General features: G+C 67.4%; 10 protein-coding genes. 4 read left to right on the forward strand and 6 right to left on the reverse strand.

The window, feature by feature from the left end; genetic code table 11:
- On the reverse strand, nucleotides 1-207 hold a 207-nt coding region (locus KY501_RS35365), incomplete at its 3' end, for a hypothetical protein (RefSeq protein WP_224368172.1).
- Between the two features lie 208 nt (nucleotides 208-415).
- Between KY501_RS35365 and KY501_RS35370 the strand changes: the two genes are divergently transcribed.
- Nucleotides 416-3,499, forward strand: a complete 3,084-nt coding sequence (locus tag KY501_RS35370) for a hypothetical protein (protein WP_224368174.1) — start codon at nucleotides 416-418, stop codon at nucleotides 3,497-3,499.
- Nucleotides 3,500-3,622: 123 nt separating this feature from the next.
- Here the strand turns inward: KY501_RS35370 and KY501_RS35375 are convergent, their stop codons facing one another.
- Nucleotides 3,623-5,560, reverse strand: a complete 1,938-nt coding sequence (locus KY501_RS35375; RefSeq protein ID WP_224368175.1) for a vWA domain-containing protein — start codon at nucleotides 5,558-5,560, stop codon at nucleotides 3,623-3,625.
- 245 nt (nucleotides 5,561-5,805) lie between these two features.
- On the opposite strand from KY501_RS35375, the gene KY501_RS35380 reads away from it, so the two are divergent.
- Genes KY501_RS35380 through KY501_RS35390 form a run of 3 tightly spaced genes read left to right on the forward strand, consistent with a single transcriptional unit; the run spans nucleotide 5,806 to nucleotide 12,225 of the window.
- The gene (locus tag KY501_RS35380) at nucleotides 5,806-7,809 is read left to right on the forward strand and encodes a hypothetical protein (protein ID WP_224368176.1); all 2,004 of its coding nucleotides are present in this window, start codon (nucleotides 5,806-5,808) and stop codon (nucleotides 7,807-7,809) included.
- Nucleotides 7,806-8,717 (forward strand): FkbM family methyltransferase, encoded by a 912-nt coding sequence (locus tag KY501_RS35385; protein ID WP_224368177.1) that lies wholly within the window; start codon nucleotides 7,806-7,808, stop codon nucleotides 8,715-8,717. The genes KY501_RS35380 and KY501_RS35385 overlap by 4 nt, the downstream gene beginning before the upstream one ends.
- Nucleotides 8,718-8,760: 43 nt before the next feature.
- Nucleotides 8,761-12,225, forward strand: a complete 3,465-nt coding sequence (locus KY501_RS35390) for a serine/threonine-protein kinase (RefSeq protein ID WP_224368178.1) — start codon at nucleotides 8,761-8,763, stop codon at nucleotides 12,223-12,225.
- A 50-nt stretch (nucleotides 12,226-12,275) separates the two neighbouring features.
- On the opposite strand, the gene KY501_RS35395 is transcribed toward KY501_RS35390, so the two are convergent.
- From KY501_RS35395 to KY501_RS35410, 4 genes are all read right to left on the reverse strand, one after another.
- Entirely contained in the window at nucleotides 12,276-13,697 is a 1,422-nt protein-coding gene (locus KY501_RS35395; RefSeq protein ID WP_224368179.1) for a glycosyl hydrolase family 18 protein, read from the reverse strand.
- Nucleotides 13,698-13,806: 109 nt separating this feature from the next.
- A complete protein-coding gene (locus KY501_RS35400) occupies nucleotides 13,807-14,217 on the reverse strand; it encodes a response regulator (RefSeq protein WP_224368180.1) in 411 nt (136 codons plus the stop codon).
- Between the two features lie 14 nt (nucleotides 14,218-14,231).
- Nucleotides 14,232-16,031 carry a PAS domain-containing sensor histidine kinase gene (locus tag KY501_RS35405; RefSeq protein WP_255637095.1) on the reverse strand — a complete coding sequence of 600 codons (1,800 nt, stop codon included), beginning with the start codon at nucleotides 16,029-16,031 and terminating at the stop codon, nucleotides 14,232-14,234.
- 128 nt (nucleotides 16,032-16,159) lie between these two features.
- Entirely contained in the window at nucleotides 16,160-26,332 is a 10,173-nt protein-coding gene (locus tag KY501_RS35410) for a non-ribosomal peptide synthetase/type I polyketide synthase (RefSeq protein ID WP_224368182.1), read from the reverse strand.
- Nucleotides 26,333-26,399: the final 67 nt, after the last annotated feature.

Raw genomic sequence — 26,399 nt, forward strand, 5'->3', positions numbered from 1 at the left:
TCGGCCCTGCGCACTCTTGGCGCTGTCGGCTTGGGCGGAGAACTGCTCTGAAATCGCCGGGTGGTTCACTGGTCCTCGGTGATCTCGGTGGAACTGGTTCACCCCGACCTCGGTGGCGACAGTTGAACGGATCCGCCACAGCTCCCAGATATTGGAGCTGCGGAGCAGGGGAAGACTCCCGCTGCGTGCCATCGACGCGGTGATCACGGATCCCGAGCCGACGTTCTCCGTGGCAGTCGCAGGTCCGCGCTTCCTGGAGGATGTTGTCGGGCAGACGAACACAGGCCGGATCTTCAATCGGATGGTCTCCGCCGTGGACGGGGCGGGAGATATCCCCACTACCCTGGAGAGTCTTCGGGAGGCGGAGGGGGCGTGAGAGACTGTCTCTTCACCGGGTGCGTGGAGGGAGGCCTCGATGCAGGTGCAACTCGTGTTCAAGGAGACGCCGATTGGCGACTTCACCCGCAAGGTGAACCTGGGCTCCCGAGGTCTGGAGGTCGAGCTGGATGACGCCCTCTCGAGTCTGTCCCTGCAGGGGAAGATTCCCAAGTGCTCCAAGCTCAGCCGCATCCGCAACTCGGAGGGAGCGGATCTCTCCCCCTCGGCATCGCTTGTCGCCATCTTCGGTGCACGGACCCCATCGCCAGAGGTCTGGGTGAACTGCGTCTGGACGACTCAGGATCCCAAGGCGTGGGCGCAATTCAGCAAGCCGGTCGTGGCGGACGAGCCGCCTCCCCAGCCCGTGCGGAGTGTGGTCATCCATGTGCCGGCGATGAAGGCGACCACCCGCCAGTCCGTCGCCGCGAGCTCGCAGGGCCCCTTGGACCCGATGTCCCGGATCTTCGAGCTCATCGGCGGACTCGCGGCGAAGACCCTCACCCAGGAGATCGCGTCGTCGCGCCTCGAAGAGCTTCTGCAGGACCCAGCCGCCCAGAAGCTCACGGGGAATGACCGTCAGGCCTTCGATGACGCCGTTCGAAACGTCCGGACCTTGTACGGGCTCTCGCCCTCACGCTTTGGGAACGGGGGAGGGGGAGGGGCCGCCATCACTCCCGAGATGATCGCCGCCTATCGGAGCGATCTCATGGACATGAACCAGTCGGTCTGGGGTGGCTGGATGGAGGCCGATGCTGCGGCCCATGAGCTGAACCTGAGCGCGACCATCCACCACGATGGACTCCCCAATCGCCCCATGATTGCCCGCGTCGGTCCCGCGAACGGCCGCGCCGAGAGACTGGTCTACAATGGCGTTCACTACCGCGCGTGGCCGCAAACGAGCCTTGTACCCATCGAGAACGATGGAGGTGGCCACTGTCTCTACTACTCACTCCTTCGGCTCGCGGGGCGACCCATCTCGGCCCTCGAGGTCGGAAATCTTCGGCGGCAGGTCAACACCCGGTTGAGCGACGCTCAGATCCGCCACTGCCTGAGCCTCCTGCGGTTCGAGAACAACCAGGCGGCGTTCGTCGGTAAGGCCCTGGGCAAGGAGTTCCACAAGCCTTCCGGCCGGCCGGTGTCGAGCCCGAGCCCGAGCCAGCCGAAGACGACGAGCTCCAGCCCTCTCCGGGGACATGTCACCCGTCCGGGGTACTGGGAGTGCGGCTGCATGGGGCCCGGCAGCGAGCTGCACCTGGACATCGAGCAGTGCGATACCTGCGGTCTGTGGCGCCCGGAGGGCGCTTGGAAGCCGGTGCCCCTGCTCGCGCGCACCACCCTCGTGCCCTCCATGGAGGTGCGCGGCGAGCCCGAGGCCAGGCCCTGGACGGGGCGCGTGCCACCTCCCATTCCCTCCCGTCCCTCCTCCATCTCCCTGCCGACGCTCGAGAAGTGGAAGGAGGACTCCTCCGTCAAGAAGCACTTCCGCTCGCAGAGTTCGATCGGCAAGGTGGACACCGCCCTGGGCGATTGGTGGAAGGCGTTCTCCAAGGGCGACAAGCCAGGGTGCCTGGCGGGCCTGGATGCGCTGGAGAAGGCACTCCAGCACTACATCACCTGGCAAAAGAACAAGCATTACGCCGCCTGGCGCCTCACGAGCCGCGAGCCCAGCAAGCGGGTGCCTGCCGCGGAGCGACTCTTGGGGCTGCTGCCGACGGTGCGCGGTGAGCTCGCGACGTGGGACCACCCCCTCAGCCCGGCCACCCGGAGCGGGAACTCCGGGCACGGCGGCCTGCTGGAGATCGATCCCCATTCGATCGCCGCGCTGCGCGGGGTGGAGTCGGGCTCGTTGCTTCGGATCGACGCCTCCGTCTCGGAGAAGGCGGACGCGCTGGCCATCGACAACGGGTTCGAGCAAGGACTGGTCCTACCGGACGCACGGGAACCCTCCCCACCGCCGCTGTCCGTCGCGGAAGCCATGAAGAAGCTCATGGCCGCCTCGAAGAAGGACCCCAAGGCGCTGCGGAAGGCGATAGCCGCCTCCCACCTGTACATCCTGAGCGGAGGCCGCTACGACAAGGACTTCTCGGGGGCCGACTTCTTCTTCGACTACGCCGGTACGTCCGAGTCGGCGATCTCCGCGGTCGCGGCCACCATCGACGCCAGCCTCCAGAACGCCGCCGATTCGTCCGCGGGCCCGATGGCCTTCCTGACGACAAGCGACTGGACGCTCGGCCCAGAGTGCATCCTCGGGCTCATGACGATCGCGCAGACATTCCGGGCGATCTACCAGGGCAAGCTCGGGGATACGAAGGTGAAGGCCGCCCTGAACCTGGTGAAGGCTGGCGCCAACGTGGCGAAGTCCGGGGCGACCATGGCGAACGCCATCGCCAACATGGTGCACGGCCCGGGCACGCAGGCCGCGACGGCCGTCGGCACGGTGGCTCAGCTGGTGGCGGCACCTGCGGGGCTGGTTTCCGGAGTTCTCTCGCTCTACGGCGAGCATGAGGAGCTCTCCCGGCTCTCCAGCGTCTCCGAGACGCTCGGCGGGCGGCTGGATCAACTGATGGCGCTCGATCGCAAGACGTTCGTGACCCTTGCGCTCACTCCGGGTGTCCCGTACCTGATCGGGAAGATCAACGGGAAGCTCGGCAAGATGAAGCTGCGCTCCAAGGCCTCCATCGCCGGTGCCTCCGTTTGCACCGCCGGCAGCGCCTTCACGACCTTGACCCTCTTTGGGGTGATGAACTGCTGGAACCCCGCGGGCTGGGTGGCCGTCGGCACCGGACTGGTCGTCGCCACGGTGTCGTTAGGCTACAAGCCGGCTCGGCGGCTCTACAAACAGAACAAGCTGGACCGCCAGAGGGGTGAGAACGTGTTCATCCCCTCGTGGCTGAAGACGACGGGAGACTGGCACCGCTTCCGGGTCGCGGACCTGGTGCTCAGGGCGTCGCTGTTGGATCCCTCGCTCAGTGAGAGCGAGTGGACCGCGGGGCAGGCGCTCGCCTGGGTGTTGTTCGGCGGTGCCAACTATGCGTCCGCCTGCGCGACGGCGGTGACCCTGGGCTATCCCGGGATCATGCGGCTGTTGAAGACCTGCGAGCTGCCCGTCGACGGGGCTTGAGGGGAAGGGTTCTCTCCGCGTTGCTGGCGCTGTGACGAGTCGGCTCATGATTGACAACAAGGAGGGGCCAGAAGCCCTCTGGCTTCCAGCCCCTCCCGGGTTACCGCTCCGTGCTCCGACGTACTACCTGTTCAGCGAGCTATCCGCCGTCGCAGCAGCGCTGAGCACCGAACCACCGCCGCTCAGGCTCTCCACGAAGTAGTAGTAGGTGACGCCCTTGCTGTTGCGGTCGGTGAAGCGCACCGCCTCCGTCTCCGTGGACTTGCTGGCGTCCACTTCGCCAATCGGCGTGGCCGCGGCGGCGTCCGTGCTGGGGCCGCGGTAGATGCGGTAGGCCTTGTGGTGAGCCGCGTGCGGCCAGGTCAGCTCCACCAGCCCATCGGTCGTGCGCTGTGCACCCAACTCCACCGCGAAGGGCCTGGCGGTCGGGCTCAGCACGGTCACGTCGTAGAGCACTCCGCCCACGTCCTTCTGCTCCCGGGTGTCGAGCTCGTAGACCTGGAGCGGGAAGTTGCCCGTGGCGCCACTGGACAGGAACGTCAGCGTGAGCCGCTCGTCCAGCGTCGCGTCGGTCAGGAGCCCGCGCAGCGCTCCGCCCTTGGGGCTGATGTACAGCGTGGTGCCCTGGGCCCCCTCGATGCCATCAGCCTTGCCGCCGTTGGCCTTCCACAGATCGTAGATCTTGGTGCTGAGCGTCAGCGCGATGGTGCCCGGGAACGGAGCCACCGTCGGCTTGAACACCAGGTCCGTCGCGCGGCCCGGCACCGGACGCACGTTGTAGGTGGTGGTCACCGTGCCACCGGACACCACGCGGAGGATGTCGATGTTGTGCCAGGCGATGTTGTTGTTCTGCCGCGTGTTGTTCACCACGTTCGAGCCGATCAGCTCCGGGAACGTCATCGGATCGCCCGCGGACACCCAGCGCGCCAGCAGGCAGTAGTGGCCAGCGCCCGGCATGTTGTCCCACTTGATGCGCACCTCGCGGTCCTCACCGGTCGTCAGGAACAGGCCATGCTCCACCTTGATGAGCTGCCAACTGCCCGGCCAGGTCGAGTTGCCGCCCGAGGGCAGGTAGTACACGTACAGCGAGCCGCTGATGGGGCCCGGGGGACGCATCGGGCCGTGGTTGCGCAGGGTGACGAAGATGTGGTTGTTCGTCGTGCCAGCGACGGGGTTGGTGCCCGGATAGGCGCAACTGGTGGGGCTGTTGCAGACCTTGATGTCGGGGCTCATGTAGATGGAGGGGGCGGTGCCCGGCTCGAAGCCCAGGTCCGCGGCGTCATCGCGCATGTAGACGTCCGAGGCGGTGCGGCAGCCGCTCAGGAAGTCTCGCACGGCCTGGGGCAGATCCGAGCCATTGGGCAGCGTCTGGCGGTAGAGCCCATGCGAGACGTTGGCGTAGTTCTGCATGATGCTCACCACGGTGGCGTTCGGCGTACCGGAGGTGGGCACGTACACGGCGTGGATGGCGATGCCCTGATTGAAGGCATCCAGCGCCTGGGCATTGGCCAGCGCGTTGCTGGTATAGGCGTCGTTGAAGCCACCGGGCAGGTTGTCGGTGATGAGCACGATGAACTTGCGGGCCCCCGTACGCCAGATGCCGGAGAAGGCGCCAGTCTGGTTCGTGCGCGAGAGGATGTTGTGGATGACGGTGTTGAGGGCCTCGTCGGAGGCCTCGGGCGCGTTGTTGCCCCCTGAAGCCGTCAGGTTGTTGATGGACGTCTGCATGGCCGCGTCATTGCCCACGGCCAGGTTCTGCACGACGGTGACGGTGTCCTTGAAGGTCACCAGTCCCAGCCGGTAATCGATGGACGAGGCCTGGATCTGCGCCAACAGCGTGGGGAAGGACGCCTTGAAGGCAGCCAATGAGCTGCCCATGCTGCCGGTGTCGTCGATGGCGAACACCACGTCGATGGGGCCGCAATCGCACGGATCCACTTCGGCGGGGACTGCGAGCTCGGCCCTGTCCGCTGCCAGTGCCTGCGTGGCGACGAACAAGCAGAGAAGGGCGCCGAGCGGCACACGGGTCATGCGAGGCCAGAGCGTGTCTCTCTTCGACATGTGGAACCTCCTGGGGTGAGGGGCTGTCCCTCCCGTGAAGCAGGGTTGCCTCGCGGCGGGGACGTCCCCCTCGAAGCAGGAACCGAGCCAGCCTCGCCACAGGCCTGCTCTCAGAGCGGGGAGTGTTCAGGCGCTGTGGACAGGGCGGCAACAAGGCTCGAGGGCTGCGTTGCCTGGCTGGCAACAGCGGCGGGCCGAGGGGCGCGTTGATAGCCCCCATCGTCGGTGGTACACGCTCGGCCACGATGAGGCCCCTCGAAGAGACGACGCGCGCTCCCGCCGAGGCCCGTGCCGCGACGTGGGCTCGGGTGCTCGGAGGGGCAGGGGCCCTCCTCTTCTTCGGCCTGCTCGTCGCTCGCAGCACCCAGGTGCTCAACCCGCAGACGCAACAGGTGCCCCTCTACAACTCGGATTGCGCCATCCCGGTGATCATGTGCAACGCCCCGGGGTGGAGCTTCTTCGACTACTACTATTATGGGCAGGATCGGTTCGGCTCCTGGCCCTTCCTCGCCGCGCGCGTCGTCAACCACCTCTTCGGCTTCACCTGGACGTACCTGCACCTGCACGCATGGCTCACCGCATGGCTGCTCGGGGGCGCCTTTGTCATGGGCGCGCTCAGCCGTGGCTTCCGTGTGCTCGGGGCCGGCCTGTACACCGCCGTCCTCCTCGCGGATACGCCGCTGCGTGCCGTCCTCTTCGAGCTCGCCCAGGTGTACCCCTGGCAGATGACGATGCTGCTCCTCTCCTGGTGGAGCCTGCGGCGGGACAATGAGCAGGTGGTGGAGCACGAAGGCCGTCCCATTCCCCGCCGCGCGGTCCGCCTCTTCCGCGCACGCTCCTTCCTGCTGTCCTTCGTCTCCGTCTGGACGTCCACCGTGAGCGGTCCGCTCCTGCTCATTCTTGCCTGCGTGGAGGCCGTGCGTGCGCGCCTGCTGGCCCCGGAGCTCTTTGCCGGCCGCCGCTTCTGGCGCCGCTTCGGTGGGGCCGTGCTGGTCATCCTCGCGGCCGTCGTGGTGGAGCGGAGCATTCGCTTCGGCTACCTGGACTTCGCCAGGCACCGGTTCGGCCAGCGGGGCACCACGCTCCTCAGCATCGATTGGGAGTTCCTGGGGCAGAACGCTCGCATCACGGTGGACAACCTGATGCTCCCTTCGTTCTTCCCGTGGCTTGCCGCCGGGATGGTGGGCGCCTGTGTGTCCGCTGTGTTCCTGTGGCGCACGCTGCGCGCTCGTAGCTCGCGGGAGGCCGTGCTGCTGGAGGGCGCGGTGCTCGTACTGGCCACCTGGCTCCTCGCCGCCGCGCATGTGGTGCTGCTCACGGTGATCAACCACGTGCGCCTCAATGACTACGCCACTCGCTACTTCGCGCCCCTGTTCCTCTTCGGCTGCTTCAGCGGGGCGCTCGCGGTAGCGCTCGCTGTCGGGTTGGTGCCGGGCCTGTCTCGCCTGCGCCCGCATGTGCTCGCCGGGCTGGGCATCATCGCGCTGGCAGGGGGCGCGTGGGCTCTGCCTGCGCCGATGCCCAACCCGGACTTCTTCGAGCTGGAGTCCACCGCCCGCCGCCTCGAGCAGCGCAAGCCCGGAGCGCCGCTGCTCGGTGACTACTGGAGCACCTATGTCACCCGGTCGCTTCAGGGGGAAGGCGCGCTCCTCCCCGTACCGCACGAGCATGAGTACCGGCGCACCGTGTGGTGGGAGCGTGAGATGAAGAAGCACCCCGAGGTGGTGGTGGCGCACCGGGATTTTCCCGCCTCGGGTACCGCAGAGGCTCCCGAACCCTGGATCTTCCAGTACGGCACTCTCCTGCGCCTGGTGCAGCCTCGCTGGGACACGGGCGCCGGACGGACGTTCTCCCTCTATCGCAATGCGAATACCGAGGGCGTGCCGCACTCCGTGGAGCTGGCGCTCGCCGATTGGAACCTGTGTACTCCCGGCTCCTCCGTCACGCTGAGCTTCGCCCCTTGCGCGAAGGCCTTGGTGCTGGTGGCCATCAATGGCGCCAACCCAGCGGTGACGATCACCGCGGAGCCTCTGATCGTCGAGGGTTCGGGCACTCCGCCCGCGCCTCGGACGCTGAGGCAGGTGGACCGGTTGCTCAGCGGGGGGTTGGACGGAGGCGGGGCGAGGCTGCGCGGCGTGCGCCTCTCCGTCTCTGACGGGCGCACCGGCAAGCCCACCGACTGGATCTGCCATGCCGAAACCAGCTTCGTGTTCGACGCCGCGGAGGCGGAGTGGGGGAGTTCTCGATGAGCCGTTCCCCGTTGACCCGGTTGGCTCCGGATGCCCCGCTGCTCCACCGGCTCTTTCATGAACTGGCCACCTGGCGCCTGCGCCGCTCGCAGACCTATTGGAAGCTGGCGCAGCAATGGGTGAAGGCTCCTTCGTCCGCCACGCTCCTCGTCAACGGGCAGCACCGGCTGTCCCTGCGCCTGGGCGATCTCGCGGAGCGGAGCATCTACCAGGGTGTCTACGAGCAGACCGAGATGCTCATCGCCTCCCGGCTCGTGGACCCGGGAGGCCACTGCCTCGATATCGGCGCCAACATCGGCCTGTACTCGGTGCTGCTCGCGTCGCTCTGTGGACCCCAGGGCCGCGTCGTCTCCTTCGAGCCCTCTCCGCCTGTGCGCGAGCGGTTGCTCGCCAACACCCGCGAGCTGTCTCAAGTCACGGTGCTGCCCTTTGCCCTCGGAGATAGCCCCGGCCAGCTCCAACTGGAGCGCTTCCAGGGCAACGAAGGGCTCGCCACCCTGCGCAAGTCGGGCTGGGATGTGATCGAGACCATCCCCGTTGAGGTCCGCAGGCTCGATGACGTCCCCGAGGTCCACGCGCTCGGTCCCATCGATCTGCTGAAGATTGACGTGGAGGGCTGGGAGCCCCAGGTCTTCGCGGGCGCTCCGGAGCTGCTGCGCTCCGGCCGCATCCGGGCCGCGCTCATCGAGGTGACCCCCGACTTCGTCCGGCCCGACTATCTGGAGCCGCTCTTTCCCCAGGAGCAGTACGCCCTCTTCAAGGTGCGCTCGCTGCCTTCTCGGACGCGGCTGCGGCTGCGCCCCGTTCTGCTCCCGGTGGAGCTGCGAACGCTGGACAACACCCAGTTCAACCTGCTGGCGATTCGTCGCGAGCGCATTGGCCGTGTCGCGGATCTTCTGGCCAGGTGAAGGACAGCGCCGCACGTATCCCGTGTAGGCTCCAGGAATCGACATGAGCCAGGCCAAACCTGCCGAGACGGATGCTGTCCCCGGTGAGTCCACCCCGTCAGAGACCGCTCCCGCCGCTCCCGCGGTGCCCATCGGAGTCTCTTTTGGCAGGATGGATCCCTCAGGCATCGGGGATGCGTCCACGGTACGGCCTTCTCCGCTCCCGGAAGCTCTGCCTCCAGGCCATCTCCTGCCCGTGGTGGATCCCACGCACTACCTCATTGAAGGTGAGATCGCGCACGGCGGTATCGGCCGCATCCTCCGAGCGAGGGACCTGCGGCTCGGTCGGCCCGTTGCCCTCAAGCAGATGCTGCTGCCGTCTCCGGAGACCGAATCCCGCTTCATGACCGAGGCGTTCGTCACCGCGCGGCTGCAGCACCCCGCGATCGTCCCGGTGCACGAGATGGGGCGCTGGCCGGATGGCGAGCTCTTCTATGCGATGAAGCTCGTCTCCGGACGCTCGCTGGCGGACGTCATCGCCGAGCACCGGACCCTCAAGGAGCGGCTGGCCTTGCTGCCCCACGTGGTGGCGGTGGCTGAGGCCATGGCCTACGCGCACTCCGAGCGCATCATCCACCGCGACCTCAAACCGGCCAACATCCTGGTGGGCGCGTTCGGCGAGACGGTGATCATCGACTGGGGCCTGGCCAAGGATCTCTCTCGCTCGGAGAGCGTCGCGTCCCACGTGGCCCCGCTGCCCGCGGGCAACGCTCCGGACGGAGGACTGACCCGGCTCGGCGCGGTGATGGGGACGCCCGCGTATATGCCTCCCGAGCAGGCCGCGGGTCAGCCCGTGGACGAGCGCGCCGACGTCTACGCTCTGGGCGCCATCCTCTATCACCTGCTCGCGGGCTCTCGTCCCTACGCGGGGGATACTTCGGATCAGGTGCTGGCGCAGGTGATGAAGGGCCCACCTCCGCCCCTCTCCAGCCGCCAGGACTACATCCCGAGGGACCTGCTGGCCATCGTGAGCAAGGCGATGGCGCGTCAGCCCTCGGAGCGCTACGCCACCGCGCGCGAGATGGCGGAGGACCTGCGGCGCTTCCAGACGGGGCAGATCGTCGGGGCCTACGAGTACTCGCGCCTGGAGCTGCTGCGCCGCTTCGTGCGGCGCTATCGGGCCGTGGTGACCGTCACGGCCGTGGCGCTGCTGCTGCTCGCCGCCCTGGGCACCGAGAGCTTCTTCGAGATCCTCTCCCAGCGCGACGCCGCCCGAACCGCCCGAGAGCATGCCCAGGAGCTCTCCGACAACCTCCTGCTGACGAAGGCGCGGGATACCGTGGAGGAGGCGCCTAATGACGCCCTCGACTCGCTGCGGAGGATCTCCCCCGACTTCAAACAATGGACCGCGGTGCGCACCGTCGCGGCGGATGCCCAGGCCCACGGTTTCGCCACTGTGCTGTACGGCCACACCCAGCACGTCAACGACATCGCCTTCACGCCCGACGGCAGGTATCTCGTCTCCGCCAGTGACGATCACACGCTGCGTGTCTGGGACCCCCAGAAGGGCAAGAGCCACCGGCTGCTGCACGAGCACAGCGGGACGGACACCGATCTGGACGACGTATGGCGCATCCGGATGCTCCCGCAGAGCCAGGAGTTCATCTCGAGCGGCAAGGATGGCGTCCTGCGCCAGTGGAACCCCGCCACTGGCCAGGGCCGCATCTTCGCGACGCTGCCTGGGCCCGTGTCGGCGCTCACCGTGGGCTGTCAGGGGCGGTGCCTGCTCGCCGCGACCCAGACGGAGGATGTGCTCCATCGCTGGGACCTGATCACCGGCCAGTCCTCCACGTTCCATACGGGCATCCAGGGCATCGAGGAGCTGGTGGCCTCACCGCTGGGCTCCTGGGTCTTCGTGCGAGGCCATGGTGATGCGCCCTCCGCCCTGGGAGAGATGGAGAAGGGCTCCTTCCAGGAGTTGGAGCAGGTCCGGCCCACCGTGGGAGGCTTCGCCGATGACGGTCGCCTCTTCACCGTGGACACCCGGGGAGAGCTCATCGCCTGGACGCCTGGGACTCCCGAGCGCCGGCTGCTCGCGCGCAACCTGGGCATTGGCACCGCGCTCGCCTTCGTGCCGGGAACTCCCTGGGTGGTGATCGGGACCCAGGAGGGAGTGATCCGGCTGCGGAACTCCGCCACGGGCGAGGCGCGGGAGTTCCGCCAGCACGAAGGCTCCGTCAACAGCCTCGATGTCACCGCGGATGGCCGCTACCTCGCCTCGGCCAGTGTCGACCGCACCTCGGTTCTCTGGGAAGTCGAGACCGGAGAACCTCGAGTGCTGCGACGGGCCCGACAGCAGGCCCACCTCGTCCAGTTCTCTCCGGATGATCGGCAGTTGGCCGTGGCCAGCTTCAATGGGCAGGTCCGCCTGTTCTCCATGGACACCAAGCTCCACCGCGTGCTCTCGATGGCGGGGGGGCCTGAAGTCGCCCTGGAGATCTCCTCCGACGGACGGAGGATGGCCACGCAGACCGAGCATGGAGCGCTCCAACTCCTCGATGTCGCCACGGGGAAGACGCTCGTGGAGGCGTTCAACTTCGCCCCGAACACGGTGGACTTCTCCCCGGACGGCCAGTGGCTGGCCTCGGGAGGGCTCGATGGCAGGGTGTCTCTGTATGCGTCCGACACTGGCCGCGAGCATTCGCTCCTGCGAGGACATGAAAAGCCCGTGACGGCGCTGCACTTCTCCCAGGCTGGCGATCGTCTCGCCACGGCGGATGAGAAGGGAGACGTGCGGCTGTGGGAACTCAGTTCGGGGAAGGGGCACCTGCTCGGAGCACACGGGGCGAAGGTGTGGCAGCTCGCGTTCTCACCGGGCGGCGAGCGCATTGCTTCTGCCGGAGATGACGGCACGGTGCGGGTGTGGGACGTGGCCACCGGCGAGGTCCGGGTCCTGTCCGGCCACAAGAGCGCCGTGCGCACCGTGGCCTTCTCGCCGAAGCCCATGAAGGGAGACCTCCTCGTGTCCGGAGGAATGGACCACAGGGTGATCTTCTGGGACCTGGAGACGGGCCAGAATCACACCCAGGAGACGAGCGGCGGGGGCGTCGTGGAGCTGCGCTACTCGCCTCGGGGCGATGTGGTGGCGAGCCGTGGCCAGAAGGATGGCAGCGTGTGGCTCTGGGATGGACACACCGGAGAGCCGTACTCCCACGCTGTTCTCGACCACCCGTCCGATGTCCTGGGCATGGCCTTCTCGCTCGATGGGACGCGCCTGGCTTCGGCGAGCCTCGACAAGACCGTGCGGCTCTGGGACCTGGCCACCGGCGAGTGGCGTGCCCTGCGCGGCCACACCGGGCCGGTGGAGGCTGTGGCCTTCTTCCCCGAGGGAAAGACGCTGGCCTCCACGGGCCAGGACGGGAGCATCCGCCTCTGGCCGGACGGCCTGCCCTGGGAGCCCGAGGCCCTGCGAGCCTGGCTGAACTCCTTCACGATCGATCAGCCGCCGCCCTCGCAGTCCTGGGAGTGACGGATCGAGCCGAGGCGGACGCATGAGCGCCCGCCCCGAGCCAGCGGCCGTTACAGCTTGACGAGCTCGAACCCGTCGAACGCGGCCCAGTTGCCGGCGTTGGCGTTGCTGTACACGCCCACCTCGATATTACCGTTGGTGACCGTGACGCTGTTGATCGTGTACTTCGTCCAGCCCGTCACGGCGCCAGAGCCCACGTCCACCGCTACCTCCGCGGCGCCATGGTTCTTCACATACAGGCGCAGCGTGGGCTGGCCGCCGCTGGAGCGGATCCACACGCTGGCGCGGTACGTCCCGTTGGCCACGGCCTTCGACTGGCCGGTGATCTGCTGGTAGGCCGACGAGGCCCAGTGGGTGAGCTTGTAGCTGCCCGTGTACGGAGTGTCCGTGTCCACCTTGTGGGCCAGCACGCCGCTGTGCCACTCGGCATTCCAGCTGGACAGGCTGCCGCTCTCGAAGTCGGCGTTGTCGAGCAGGTTCGTCGTGCCGCCACCGCTCTGCAGCGACTGGGCGATCGCGCTCAGCAGCGAGGCGCTGCCGGTGGCGTCATCGGAAATGTCCCAGATCATCACGCCGCCGCCGCGCTGCAGCGCCAGCTGGGACTTGGCCTGGATGGTGGCGATGCCGTTGTAATAGACGTCGCCCACGATGTCCTTGTAGGGCGCTTGCGAGTCCCGGGCGACCAGGGCGGCATAGCCCACGTACGCGCTGGGCGAGCGGCCATAGAACGGAACGCCCAGCACCGCCTTGCTCTTGGGCAGCCCGCGCCCCAGCCAGTAATCCAGCGACTGGACGGCATAGTTGTACGTCGAGTGCGGATAGCCGCCGTCGTAGGCCATGATGTTGAGCCAGTCGACGTCCGCGAAGGTGCCGACGGGGACGCCCCCACCCGTGGAGCCACTGGCCACCACGGCCGCGGTGAGCAGCTTGCCCCGGCTGTGGAGCGCGGTGCCCAGCTCCTTCATCAGCGCCGCGAAGTTCTGCGACGAAGTCCCCGGATCCGGGTACTCCCAGTCGATGTCCACGCCGTCCAGCCCCGCCTGGTTCACGTAGTTCACCAGGTTGTTGATGAACGTCGTGCGCGTGCTGGCGTTGGCGGACAGCTGCTCGAAGCCGGAGTCATTCCCGTCGTTCCAACCGCCGACAGCAATGGACACCTTCACGCCGCGCGAGTGCGCCGTCTGCACCAGCGACAGCAGCCGGCTGTCGCTGCTGCTCGGACCGGTGAGGCCGCCCTGCGCGGTGGGCACCACGAAGGCGTAGTTGATGTGCGTGAGCTTGTCGTACTGGATGGCGCTCACGGTGCCATTCCACGTGGGGAAATACCCAATCACCCGCGTGGCGAGCGCGGACTGCGGTTGCGTTCCCACCGGCTCCTCGCTGGGGGACTCTGGGGCTCCAGAGCAGGCCGCCAGCGAGGTGAGAAGGGCAATCAGCGACAGGGGTCGGAAGGACGATCGGATGTGCGGCACAGCTCCTCCTGTGTTGGAAAGGAGTCGCTGTTTACACTGGATTTCCCTTGATTTGGGATAATTAATGGTTAATCTTGAATCCCAGGTCTGTCGGCGGACGGACACGGAGTCAGGGCATTTCCACCAGCATCCAATATTTATTGAGGGCCAGCATCAGGTCCACGAAGGAGGAGAAGGTGACGGGTTTGAGTAAATAGCCCGCCACGTTGAGCTGGAAGCTCTCCATCCGGTCCTTGTCGTCGTTGGAGGTGGTGAGCACCACCACGGGGCTGGCGCGCAGCGCGGGATCGGCTCGCAGGACTCGCAGGAACTCGATGCCATTCATCTTCGGCATGTTGATGTCCAGGAGGATGAGCCGGTTCTGCGCGGGCACCGCGCCGCTGCGCAGCATCTCCAGCGCCTCGACGCCATTGCCCGCGACGTAGAGCGGATTGCTGATGTTGTTCTTCTTGAACGACCGTTGGACGTTCATCACGTCCACCTCGTCGTCCTCCACGAGCAGGATGTTCAACGTTCGCATGTGTGAGACTCCAGTCATTTCTTGGCGGGGACCTTGGGCCAGGTGAAGAAGAAGGTGGCCCCCTGACCCACGGCGGACTCCAACCGGACGGAGCCTCCGCGTGCCTCCACGATCTTCTTGACGACCGACAGGCCGATGCCTGTTCCCTCTACCTCATCCCGGGCCCGGAGCGTCTGGAAGATGCCCCAGATGCGCTCGTGGTACTCGGGCGCGATGCCCGGGCCGTTGTCGGAGATGGCGAACTCATAGGTCTCGCCCACCTCGGAGCAGCGCACCTGGATGAGCACATCCTTGCGCAGGGCGTGCTTGAGCGCGTTGTTCATGAGGTTGAGGAAGACCTGCTGCAGGGGCACGCGCTCGGAGACCAGGTGGGGCATGTGGCCCTGCACGTGGATGGCGGCCGGAGACGCGGGCGAGAGCAGCTCGATGGTCTCGTTCAGGAGCGCGCCCACGTCCACGTTCTCGGGCTGGCTCTGCACGCGGCCCGCGCGGCTGTAGGCGAGGATGCCGTTGATGAGCGCCTCCATGCGGTGGACGCGCCCCGTGAGCAGCTTCATCTGCCCCTGCGTCTCCTCCGTCATGATCTCCTTCAGGTCATCGCCGATCCACTGCGCCAGGTTGGCGATGCCGCGCAGGGGCGCCTTGAGATCATGGCTGGCTACGTAGGCGAACTGATCCAGCTCCCGGTTGCTGCGCTCGAGCGCGGCGATGAGCCGATCGCGCTCTGCCTCGGCGCGCTTGCGCTGCGAGATGTCCATGATCACGATGACGACGCCCAGCTTCTGGCCCACCGGCGAGCGCACGGGCGCCGTGCATGCCAGCCAGGTGGACACCTCGTCGGAGGCCCGTGACGTGCCGGTGCTCTCGAAGGTGACGGTTTCTCCCGTGTCGAGCACCCGGCGGAAGAGATCTTCCGGATGGGGATCCAGCTTGGGGAAGAGCTCGCGGGGCGTGTGCCCGATGTGGCCCTCCACCGACAGGCCATTCATCTCCGCCAGGGAGCGGTTGATGCGCAGGTAGCGCAGCTGTTCGTCGAAGAGCGCCATGCCCGCGGGGACGGCATCGAAGAAGGTATCGAGCGCCGCGCGCACCTGCTCCGCATTGCGCCGCTCCGCGTCCGCCTGCTCGACGGCGAGCCGCAGTTCCTGGATGTCCATGCTGCAGCCCAGCCAGGAGACGATGTTCCCCTCGGCATCTCGCAGCGGGTAGCCTCGGACCTTGTGCCAGAGCCAGGCTCCATCATGACGGTGGTAACGGCACTCCATCTCGTAGGGCTTGCCGGAGCTCACGCTCTGGGTCCAGAGCTGTACCAGGCTGGGGCGATCCTCTGGATGGATGACCTCGTGCCACGAATTGCCCGCCTCCTCGGTCGGCGATTTACCCGTGAACTCGTACCAGTGGCGATTGAGGAACTGCGGCACGCCGTCCGCCCGGGTGACCCAGAAGATCATCGGCAGGTTGTCGAACAGCGAATGGAACCGGGCGACCTTGGTCTCGAGCTGCCGTATCCGCTCCTCCGGCACCTGCTCCTGCGTGAGCGCCATGAGGGTCACGGCCACGCGAGGAGCGCTGCCCTCCCGAGTCAGGAGCGGCTGGGCACTGACTCGCAGGAAGGCCTCTCCCACCGCGAGGTGCTGTGAGGCTCCTCTGCCTGTCTCCTGGGCCTTCCGGACCAGGGGCAGCGCGGGGCTCTCCGAGGAGAAGGGGAGCTCCTCATACGTGCGGCCGAGAAGCTTCTCGGGATTCTCCTTCAGCAACTGGGCGAACTCGGCGCTGCATTCGGTCAGCCGACCCGAGGAATCGAAGATTGCCATTCCCTCTCGCGCGGGCAGGACGGTGAGGGGCGAGTGCGCTGCCGGAAGAGTCATGCGCGGGGACCTTATTACATTCAGGTCCCGCCCGCCTTTTCTCGGTGTATCACTCCGCGCTGATCAGGAAAGACTCAGACGTTGCTCGAATCTGAGTGAAATCCTTCAGCCACGTTCTGCTCCCTTGCTGTGCGTGCAAGCTCTCTCTCCGTTGCCGCGAGGTGTTGTCGCACGCGCAGGCCCACCGTCGTGACATGGGGGGGCTCTATCATCGTGAAGTGGTCTCCGGGGACGTTGTGCATGGAGAACACGCCTTCCGTGAGATCCATCCACCACCGCTCTCCGTGGGCGTCCAGCACGCCATTCCGTTCCCTGGCACGGATGTAGACGAGCGGGAGGGCGCTGCGCGCTGGCACATAGGTGGCCAGGGCATGGGCATGCACCCTGAGGAGTTCCCGAAAGGGCGAGTCTTTCGCGACTGCAGTGGCGAAACCCTGCCAGGCCGAGGGAGCGCGTTCGCGGAACGGAGCCATCAGGCGCAGCAGCTCCTCGGGCTGTTCCACCTGGAGCTGGCTCAGCGGCAGCGGCGGGGTGTCCAGGAGCAGCACGGCGGAAACTTCCTGGCCTCGCTGAAGCAACTGGCGGGCCATCTCGTAGGCCACGGCGCCTCCGGAGGAGTGCCCGCCCAGTTGGAAGGGCCCCTGTGGCTGGCGTTCCAGGAGTTCCGCGACGTAGTGCGCCGCAATGGTGGGGACATCGGGATGGATGGATTCTCCTGGCTCCATGCCCGAGGCCCGGAAGGCATACACTGGATGCTGAGAGCCCAGTTGTCGCGCCAGCCCCATGTACGAGTAGACAGTGCCGCCAATGGCTTGGACCAGGTAGAGTGGAGGGACCTCTGGAGTCCCTGTCTGAAGGCAGACGAGCAGACGCCCAGGGGGCGCGGCCCGCACTTCGGGCATCGAACCAGAGGCTGGCGCCGCTTGTCGGATCGCCGCCAGCAACTGGATGAAGCGGGGGTTCTCGACCAAGATGTGAACAGGGAGCGCGACGCCGAGCCGCGCCTTCACCCGGGTGCGAAGCTGCAAGGCAATGAGCGAGGATCCACCGGCATCAAAGAAGTGATCATCCGGGCGGATCGAAGGCACTCCCAGCACCTCACGCCAGATCTCCGACACGGCCTGCTCGAGCGCCTCCCGGCTGGCGGAGGGGGCTTCCCGAATGGGCAGGGGAGGCGGCTGGAGGTTCGAGGGCTCCGGGGGGCTCACTCGCCGTGAACCCCGTGTCGTGGAGGTGGCCTCGAGGACATACTCGCGTCGCTCGAACGGGTAGGTCGGTAGGGGCACTCGCTTCCGCCGCTCCTGGCGGGAGAAGGCGGCCCAGTCGATCTCGCCTCCCACGCACCAGAGCTTTCCGACCGCACCCAGCAGGGACTCGAGATCCCCGCGGCCCGAGCCGGACGTGGACAAGGTGCTCGTCACCAGACGGGCCTTGCCCACCCCGGGGTGGAGGCGCGCCAGCGAGGACAGCACCCTGCCAGGCCCTACCTCGATGAGCACGGGGGACGGCAGCGCCAGCAGGGCCGAGAGCCCGTCGGCGAACCGCACCGTTCCGCGCAGGTGGCGGGCCCAATAGGAGGGATCGAGCGCATCCGCCTCGCTCATCCAGGTGCCCGTGAGGTTGGAGACCAGGGGGAGGCGGGGCGCCTGGAGCTTCATCGATGCCGCGCGCTCGGTGAGGCGAGGCGCGAAGGGTTCCACCAGCGGCGAGTGGGAGGCGCCCGACAGCCACAGCCGCTGGGGCTCGATCCCTCCGGCACGGAGCTTCGCGTCCAGCCGATCGATCTCCTCGATGCGGCCGGCGACCACGCAGTTCTCGGGGCCATTGACGGCCGCGACCGAGACGCCCTGGGCCCATCGGCCTGTGAGCGCCCCTTCCGGCAGCGGCACGCTCAACATGGCGGACTCGGGCATCGCATCACACAGCCGCCCGCGCAGCGCCACGAGTGTCACGGCATCCTCGAGCGAGAGCACTCCCGCGAGCGTGGCGGCGGCGTATTCGCCCAGGCTGTGCCCGGTCAGCGCGGAGGGACGCAGGCCCCAGGAGAGCAGGAGCTGCGCCAGCGCGTACTCGGTGGAGAAGATGGAGGCCATGTTGAGCGAGGGACGCAGCAGCCGGGCCGTGGCCTCGGCGCGGCCGGCTTCCTCGGCGAACAGCAACGAGCGGAGATCGCAGTCCATCTCCCGGGCGAAGAGCCCGGCGCACTGGTCGAGCGCCTCCTTGTAGACGGGCTCGCCCTGATAGAGCTCTCGCCCCATTCCCACCTGCTGGGTGCCCCCGCCCGGGAACATGAAGACCACCTGGGGCGGCTGCGGCTGGACGACGCCGTCGAAGACCTTCGAGCTGTCGCGAGAGGCCAGCGTGGAGACAGCAGCCTCGCGCTCCTGGCAGATCACCACCCGGCGGTGTTCGAAGGTGGCTCGGCCCTGCTGGAGGGTGAACGCCACATCCGCCAGGGGCAGCTCCGGCCGTTGCCGCAGGTGCTCGCCGAGCCTATCGGTAGCTGCTTCGAGCGCCGTGGAGGTGCGGGCGGACAACGGCAGCAACTGCCAGGGGCGCGAAGGACCAGAGGGCACACGCGCCGGCGCCTCTTCGAGGATGGCGTGGGCGTTGGTTCCTCCGATGCCAAACGCGCTCACGGCGGCACGGCGTGGGCGTTCGCCCCTCGGCCACGGGAGCGGCTGCGCGTTCACGAAGAAGGGACTGTCCTCGAGACCGAGCTCGGGATTGGCGCGCTGGAAGTGCAGCGTGGCGGGGATGAGCTCGTTCTCCAGGGAGAGGGCTACCTTGATCAGGCCCGTGACTCCTGCCGCCGCGTCCAGGTGTCCCAGGTTGCTCTTGAGCGAGCCGAGCGCACAGGACTGCCTGGCGACCGAGGCCTGGCGGAACGCCTTCGTGAGGGCGGCGACTTCGATGGGATCTCCCAGCGGGGTGGCCGTTCCGTGCGCTTCGACGTAGCTCAGGGTTTCCGGGCTCACTCCCGCCTCGGCCTGGGCCTTGAGGAGGGCTTCCACCTGTCCCTCGACGCTGGGGGCGGTGTAGCCCACCTTCTGGGCTCCGTCGTTGTTGATGGCCGAGCCCAGGATGACGGCGTGGATGGTGTCGCCGTTCGCCAGCGCATCCTCCAGCCGCTTGAGCACCACCACGCCCACTCCACTTCCAGGGACGGTCCCCTGCGCTTGCGCATCGAAGGGCCGGCAATAGCCATCCGGAGAGAGGATTCCTCCTTCCTCGTAGGGGTAGCCGGAGGGGCCCAGCGAGAACAGCGACACGCCGCCCGCCAGGGCCATGTCGCACTGCCGGGACAGGAGGTGTTGGCAGGCCAGGTGAATGGCAACGAGTGACGTCGAGCAAGCCGTCTGCATGCTCAGCGCCGGGCCGCGCAGTCCCAGCTTGTAGGCCACGCGTGTCGCCAGGAAGTCGTTGCCGTTGCCGACGATCACCCGGTAGTCGCCCGAGCTGCCCCGGTGCACTTCCATCGAGGTCACCCGCTGCAGCCAGTAGCGAGGCACCCCCGCGCCGCCGAACACGCCGATGGCGCCCGGGTAGCGCCGCGGATCGTAGCCACTGTCCTCCAGCGCCTCCCAGCAGCTCTCGAGGAAGAGGCGGTGCTGCGGGTCCGTGAGCTGTGCTTCCTGGGGTGAGTACCCGAAGAAGGCCGCATCGAAGTGGGCGGGCTCTTCCAGCATGCCCACGGCCGGGACGAAGGAGGGCTCCCATAGGAGCTCGGGCGGCACGTCGGAGCCGTGAAGTGACTCGCGGCTGAAGTGGCTCAGTCCTTCGCGACTTTCGCGCAACAGCTCCCACAGCTCCCTCGGGTTGCGTGCACCCGGGAAGCGCCCGGACATGCCGATGACGGCAATGGCGTGCTCGCGGTGCTCGGCCGCTGCGCTCGCGGACTGCTGGACGGCGGCGGCTCGGGGCGCTTCCTGGGCATCGGGGCTCAGGTGCGCGGCCAGCTGGCGGATCGTGGGGTACTGGAACAGCGTCACCAGGGCGATGTCCCGCTCCAGGTGTGCGCGGATCCTCGCTCGGACCTGGGCCAGCAGCAGCGAGTGTCCACCGAGTTCGAAGAAGGGATCATCCACGCCCACCCGATCCACTCCCAGCACCTCGCGCCAGATGGAGCTCAGCACCTGCTCGAGCTCCGAGCGCGGCGCCACATAGCTCTGCTCGGTTCCGGTGCGGGCCGAGCCGGGGGCTGGCAGGGCGCGGCGATCGATCTTCCCCGTGAGCGTGAGGGGGAGCACTTCCAGCCGCACGAGCGCCGAGGGCACCATGTACCGGGGCAGGCGCTCCGCGAGGTGGGCTCGCAACGCGGCCATGTCCAGATCGATCGGGGCCACGACGTAGCCCACCAGGCGCTTCTGGCCGGGGGCGTCCTCGCGAGCCATCGCCACCGCCTTGGACACGGCGGGGAAGGAGAGCAGGGCGGTCTCCACCTCCGCGAGCTCGATCCGATAGCCACGCACCTTCACCTGGTTGTCCAGGCGGCCGAGGAACTCCATGGAGCCGTCATGGCGCCAGCGGACCCGGTCTCCCGTGCGGTAGAGCCGGCCGCCCGGCTCCGAGCTGAAGGGATCGGGCACGAAGCGCTCCGCGGTGAGCGCGGGCTGGCTCACGTAGCCGCGCGCCACGCCATCCCCACCGATATAGAGCTCGCCCGCCACACCGATGGGCACCGGCTGCATCTGCCCATCCAGGACATAGAGGGTGGTGTTGGAGATGGGCCGTCCCAGCGGTACCGGATCCTCCACCAGGGAGTGGGGCTCCATTTCGCACGTCACCGCGAAGGTGGTGCACTCCGTGGGGCCATAGCCGTTCGTCACGGCCACTCCCAACTCCACCATGCGGCGGGTGTGCGGGGAGGACAGCACGTCTCCGCCCACGATGATGCGGCGCACGCTCGCCAGCCCCTGGGCCGCCATGTCCACCGCCTGGCTGAAGAGACCCGCGGACAGATAGAGGCAGGTGATGCCGTGGCGAGCGATCACCTCGGCCAGCTCCAGCGCATCCGCGGGAGGGTGGGGCGGGAAGACCGCGAGACTGGCCCCTGTGAGCAAGCTGCCCCACAGCTCCAGAGTGGAGGCGTCAAAGGAGAGCGGCGAGGCCAGCAGGAGCGTCTCGCCTGGGCCCAGCTCCGCATAGCGGATGTTCTTCACCAGCCGCAGCACCGAGCGGTGCTCGATGCAGACGCCCTTGGGCCGGCCGGTGGAGCCGGAGGTGAAGTCGATGTACGCGAGGTTTCGGGCCGTCACTCCCGCGTCCGGCGCGGTGATGGCCTCCTCTTCCAATTGGACCTCGTCCACGATCAGGCGGCGCAGTCCCTGCGCGGGGATCTTCGGCAGCAGGGCCTGGGTGGTGACCAGGGCGTCGGGCCGCGCGGCCTCGAGCATGAGGGCCAACCGCTCCCGAGGGTATTCGGTGTCGAGCGGGACGTAGGCGCCGCCGGCCTTGAGGATGCCCACCAGGGCGATGACGAGCTCCAGGGAGCGGTCCATGGCGATCGCCACGCGCGAGTCCGGGCCCACGCCCAGATAGCGCAGCCGCCAGGCGACCTGATTGGCTCGCAGATCCAACTGCCGGTAGGTGAGCCGCTGCGCGCCGAATTGGACGGCCACGGCCTCGGGAGCCCGGAGGACCTGCTCGGCGAAGGCCTCGGGAATCGTGGACTCGCGCGAGTAGGGCACGGCGGTGTCGTTCCACCGCACGAGCAGTTGCTGCCGCTCGTCCTCTCCCAGCAAGGGCAGTCCCGAGAGCCGCGCGTCCGGCTGGCGAACGGCGCCCTGGAGGAGTCTGCTCAGGTGTCCCGCCATGCGCTCGAGGGTGCTGCGCTCGAAGAGCGCCGTGGAGTACTCCCACTGGCCTCCGAGCGTGTCAGCGTCCTCCCAGGAGAACAGGGTGAGATCGAACGTCGAGCGGCCCGGGTCCACACCCAGTGGCGCGACTTCCAGTCCGGGAAGCTTCAGCCCTCCCAGCTTGGAGACCTGGGGGGCGAACATCACCTGCACCAGCGGAGGAGTGCTGAGATCTCGCTCGGGGCGCAGCTCCTTCACGAGCCGCTCGAAGGGCAGGTCCGCATGTTCCTGCGCTCCGAGGCTCGTCTCACGGACACGCGCCAGCAGTGTCCGGAAGGAGGGTTCTCCCGAGAGATCGGCCCGCATCGCCAGTGTGTTGACGAAGAATCCCACCACCCCCGCCATCTCCGAGCGCTCCCGGTTGGCGTGCGGCATGCCGACGAGGAACGCCTCCTGGCCGGTGTAGCGGTGGAGCAGCGCCTGGAGCGCGGCGAGCAGCGCCATCGTGGGGGTGACGTGCTCCTGGGCGGCCAGGGTCCGCAGCGCCGCGGTGGTCTCCCGGTCGATCTGGAAGGGCACGAGCGCGCCGCGGAAGTCCTGGACAGGAGGCCGAGGCCTATCCGTGGGCAGCTCCAGGAGCGGAGGAGCCCCGGCCAGTTGCTCCTTCCACCAGGCCAACTGTTGCTCCATCACTGGCGTCTCGGCCCACTGCCGCTGCCAGACCGCGTAATCGGCGTACTGCAACGCGAGCGTCGGCAGGGCTGGGGGCAGTCCCTGGACCAGGGCGCGATAGAGTGCCGCCAACTCGGCGTAGAGCACGTCCATGGACCAGCCGTCGGTGACGGAGTGGTGCAGGTCGAGCAGCAGGACGTGCTCATTCCCCTCCAGCGTCAGCAGGCTCGCCCGGAGGAGCGGGGCTCGATGGAGGTTGAAAGGGTATCTCGCGTCGGCCTCGGCGCGCCGGCGGACTTCCTGCTCCTGCTCTTCGCGCGGCAGGGCTCGCAAATCCACCCGTTCGAGGTGCAGCGGCAGGTGCGCTGCAATCACTTGCACGGGCTGACCTTCCACTTCGGAGAACCGTGTTCGCAGGGACTCGTGGCGGGAGACGAGCGCCTGGAGACTCTTCTCCAGCGCATCGGCATCGAGAGGTCCGCGCACCCGGAAGAAGGCCGGGTAGTTGTACGCGGCGCTCGCCGGGGCCAGTTGCTGGAGGAACCAGAGCCGCTCCTGGGCGAAGGAGAGCGGCACGATGGCGCCACGAGGCGCGGAAGTAATGGGCGGAGAGGCCTGCTCCGCGCCCTTCTCCAGGCTCAGCAACTCCGCCAATCCGGCCAGCGTGGGATGGGAGAAGAAGGCGCGCAGGGGAACGTCCACCTGGAAGTGCTGGCGGATGCGAGCCATCACCTGCAGGGCGCGCAGCGAGTGTCCTCCGAGCGCGAAGAAGTCGTCCTCGCGGCCGACTCGATCCAGCGAGAGGCTCTCCTTCCAGATGTCCGCGAGGGCCTGCTCGGTGGGAGTGCGAGGGGCGATGAATTCCTGCTCCAACTCTGGACGCGTGCCATCCGGGATGGGCAGGGCCCGGCGGTCCACCTTGCCATTGGGATTCAAGGGCAGGGCATCCAGCGTGACGAAGAAGCCCGGCACCATGTACGACGGCAGCTTGCGCGCCAGATACTCCCGGAGCTCCGTGGTGGAGGGGTGGGGAATCGTCTTCGGGACGACGTAGGCCACGAGCTGCTTGTCTCCCTCCCCCAGCACACGGGCCGCGACGACGACCTCCTTCACCTCGGGGTGGTCGCCGAGCACGGCTTCGATCTCGCCGATCTCGATGCGGAAGCCGCGGATCTTCACCTGGTGATCGACGCGCCCAAGGAAGTCGAGAACGCCGCCCGGCAGGTAGCGGACGAGATCCCCCGTCTTGTAGAGGCGGGCCCCGGGCTCTTGCGAGAAGGGGTGGGGGACAAAGCGCTCCGCGGTGAGCTCCGGCCGGAGCCAGTAGCCTCGGGCCAGGCCCTCTCCGCCCAGATACAGCTCACCGGGTACTCCCCGAGGCACGGGCTGCAGGTGGCGATCGAGCACGTACGCCTGCACGTTCCTCATGGGGCGCCCGATCGGAACAGACGTGGCTCCCTCCGGCACCTCCGTGATGGGTTGGATGTGCGTGTAGACGGTGGCCTCGGTGGGACCGTAGGCGTTGAAGATCTGCTGGTGCCCCTCCTCGAGCGCCACGCGGGTCCAGTTGGGATCCAGAGCCTCGCCGGCGATGAGCACGGCCCGGAGCGGCCGGAAGAGGAAGGGCGTCTCCCGGACCAGGTTGTTGAACACCGCCGGCGTCATGCAGCACACGGTGATGCCCTGACGCCGGAACTCGTCACCCAGGGCCCCAGGAGACAGGGTGAGATCCCTCGCGCCAACGACGACGCGGGCTCCGTTGAGGAGCGAAACCCATATCTCATACACCGACACGTCGAAGGAGTAGGTGGTGCTCTGAAGGACGCGATCGTGAGCGCTCACATCGGCGTGAAAGGCCAGCTGGACTACGGAGCGGTGGGTGATGCCCACACCCTTCGGAGTGCCTGTCGAGCCTGAGGTGTAGAGGACGTAGGCCAGATTGTCGCTCTCGCCCCTCCTGGGCAGGGGTTCCAGCTCTTCGTCCGAGAGAGGTGCTTCCGCCGTGCCGACGCGGAGGATCTCCAGTCCTTCGACAGCCAGGGGAGGTGGGGGCGCGCCCACCGCTACCAGCACCCGGGCCTGGGAATCTTCAATCATCCAGGCCAGACGCTCGGCGGGCAGCTCCGGGTCGAGGGGCACATAGGCCGCCCCGGCCTGGAGGATGCCGAGCATGGCGATGATCGTCTCGGGAGAGCGCTGGGTGTAGAGGGCCACCCGGTCCTCGGTCCTCACTCCGCGCTGACGCAGCGAGAGGGCGAGCCGATGCGCACAGCGTTCCAACTCCCGATACGTGAGCTGCCGGTTGCCAGAGACCAGGGCCACCGCATCCGGATTGCGGCGCGCCTGTGCCTGGAATGACTCGTGTATCGAGACATGCTTGGGATAGGCCGCTCGTGTCTGGTTCCACTCGGACAGGAGCTGATGTTCTTCCTCAGGGGAGAGCTGCGGAAGTGTCGAGATCCGACGCTCCGGTGTCTCGAGGGCTCCGCGCAGCAGCATCTCCCAGTGCCCGAGCAACCGGGCCGCCGTCTCCGGAAGGAACAGCTCGCGGTTGTATTCGAGTTTCAAGCTCAGCTGGCTTTCCGTGTCTCGGGCGGATGCCATGAGCTCATAGGCAACGAATGGGAGTTCGATATCAACCGGTGTGACTGAGAATTCAGGGCTCGTGAGCGTGGAAGGCCAAGGCTCTCTTAGGGAAAAGAGCACCTGGAACAGCGGGGGGCGGCTCAGGTCTCTCGCGGGAGCCAGCGCCTCGACGAGATCCTTGAAAGACAGCTCTCCATGCGCCTGGGCTCGAGTGAAATCCTGCTGGGTCCGGAGGACGAGCTCTCGAAAGGAGGGATCATCTCCCACACGTCCCCGCAGCACGACCGGGTTGCCAAAATAGCCCAGCAGGTGCTCCACGCCGGGGAGCTGCCGCCCCGCCAGGGGCGTTCCCACGGGGACGTCATCCTGGCGGGTGTATCGATACAGCACGGCCTGCAACCCCGAGAGCATCACCGCGAAGAGCGAGACGCCCTCCTTCTCCGCCAGAGCCCGGGCGGCCTGCCCAAGCCCAGGGGATGCAATCCGCTCCACCGTGGCCCCGGCGAAGCCCTGGACGGCGGGACGAGGCCGATCCACTGGCAGGTCCAGGGCCGGAGCCGCCCCTTGGAGCTGCTCCCTCCACCACGCGAGCTGCCGCGCAATCCGCTCGCCGCGCAGGTGCTCACGCTGCCAGCCCGCATGATCCCGGTACTGCAGCGCGAGCTCCGGGATGTCCACCGAGCGCCCCGCGCGGCGTGCCGTGTAGAGCGAGAAGAGTTCGGAGAAGAGCAGGCTGAGCGTCCAGTCTCCATCCGAGATGATGTGATGCATCGTCACCACGAGCAGGTGCCGCTGCGCGTCCACCCTCACCAGGCACACCCGCCAGAGGGGACCGTGCTCCAGATCGAAAGACTGGGAAACCTCGTCGCGAGCCAGGGTCAGCGCCCGTTCCTCGAGTTCTCGCGTTCCCTGTTCCTCGCCCGTGCGCGCATCCTGCTCGCTCCACGGGAGCGCAATCTCGGGAGCGATTCGCTGAGCTGGGTGCTCGCCAGCTTCAACAAAGGTTGTACGGAGTATCTCGTGCCGTCTGGCGATATCAGCCAGTGTCTGTTTCAGTAAGGGGATGTCGAGCGTCCCCTGGAGCCAGGCGCCCGCGCGCTCATGGAAAGCCGGCGCGGCTCCATGAAGCCTGAAAAGAAACCACATGCGTTCCTGCTCGAAAGAAAGCGGAACGAGAGAGGGATTTGTCATGATCAATGCTGTGGGTGCCTGGGTTGCTCCCCAGATTCTAACTTGATACCTACTCCGAGGCCTGTGA

The sequence above is a fragment of the Hyalangium versicolor genome (assembly GCF_020103695.1).
GTDB classification, from domain to species: Bacteria; Myxococcota; Myxococcia; order Myxococcales; family Myxococcaceae; genus Hyalangium; species Hyalangium versicolor.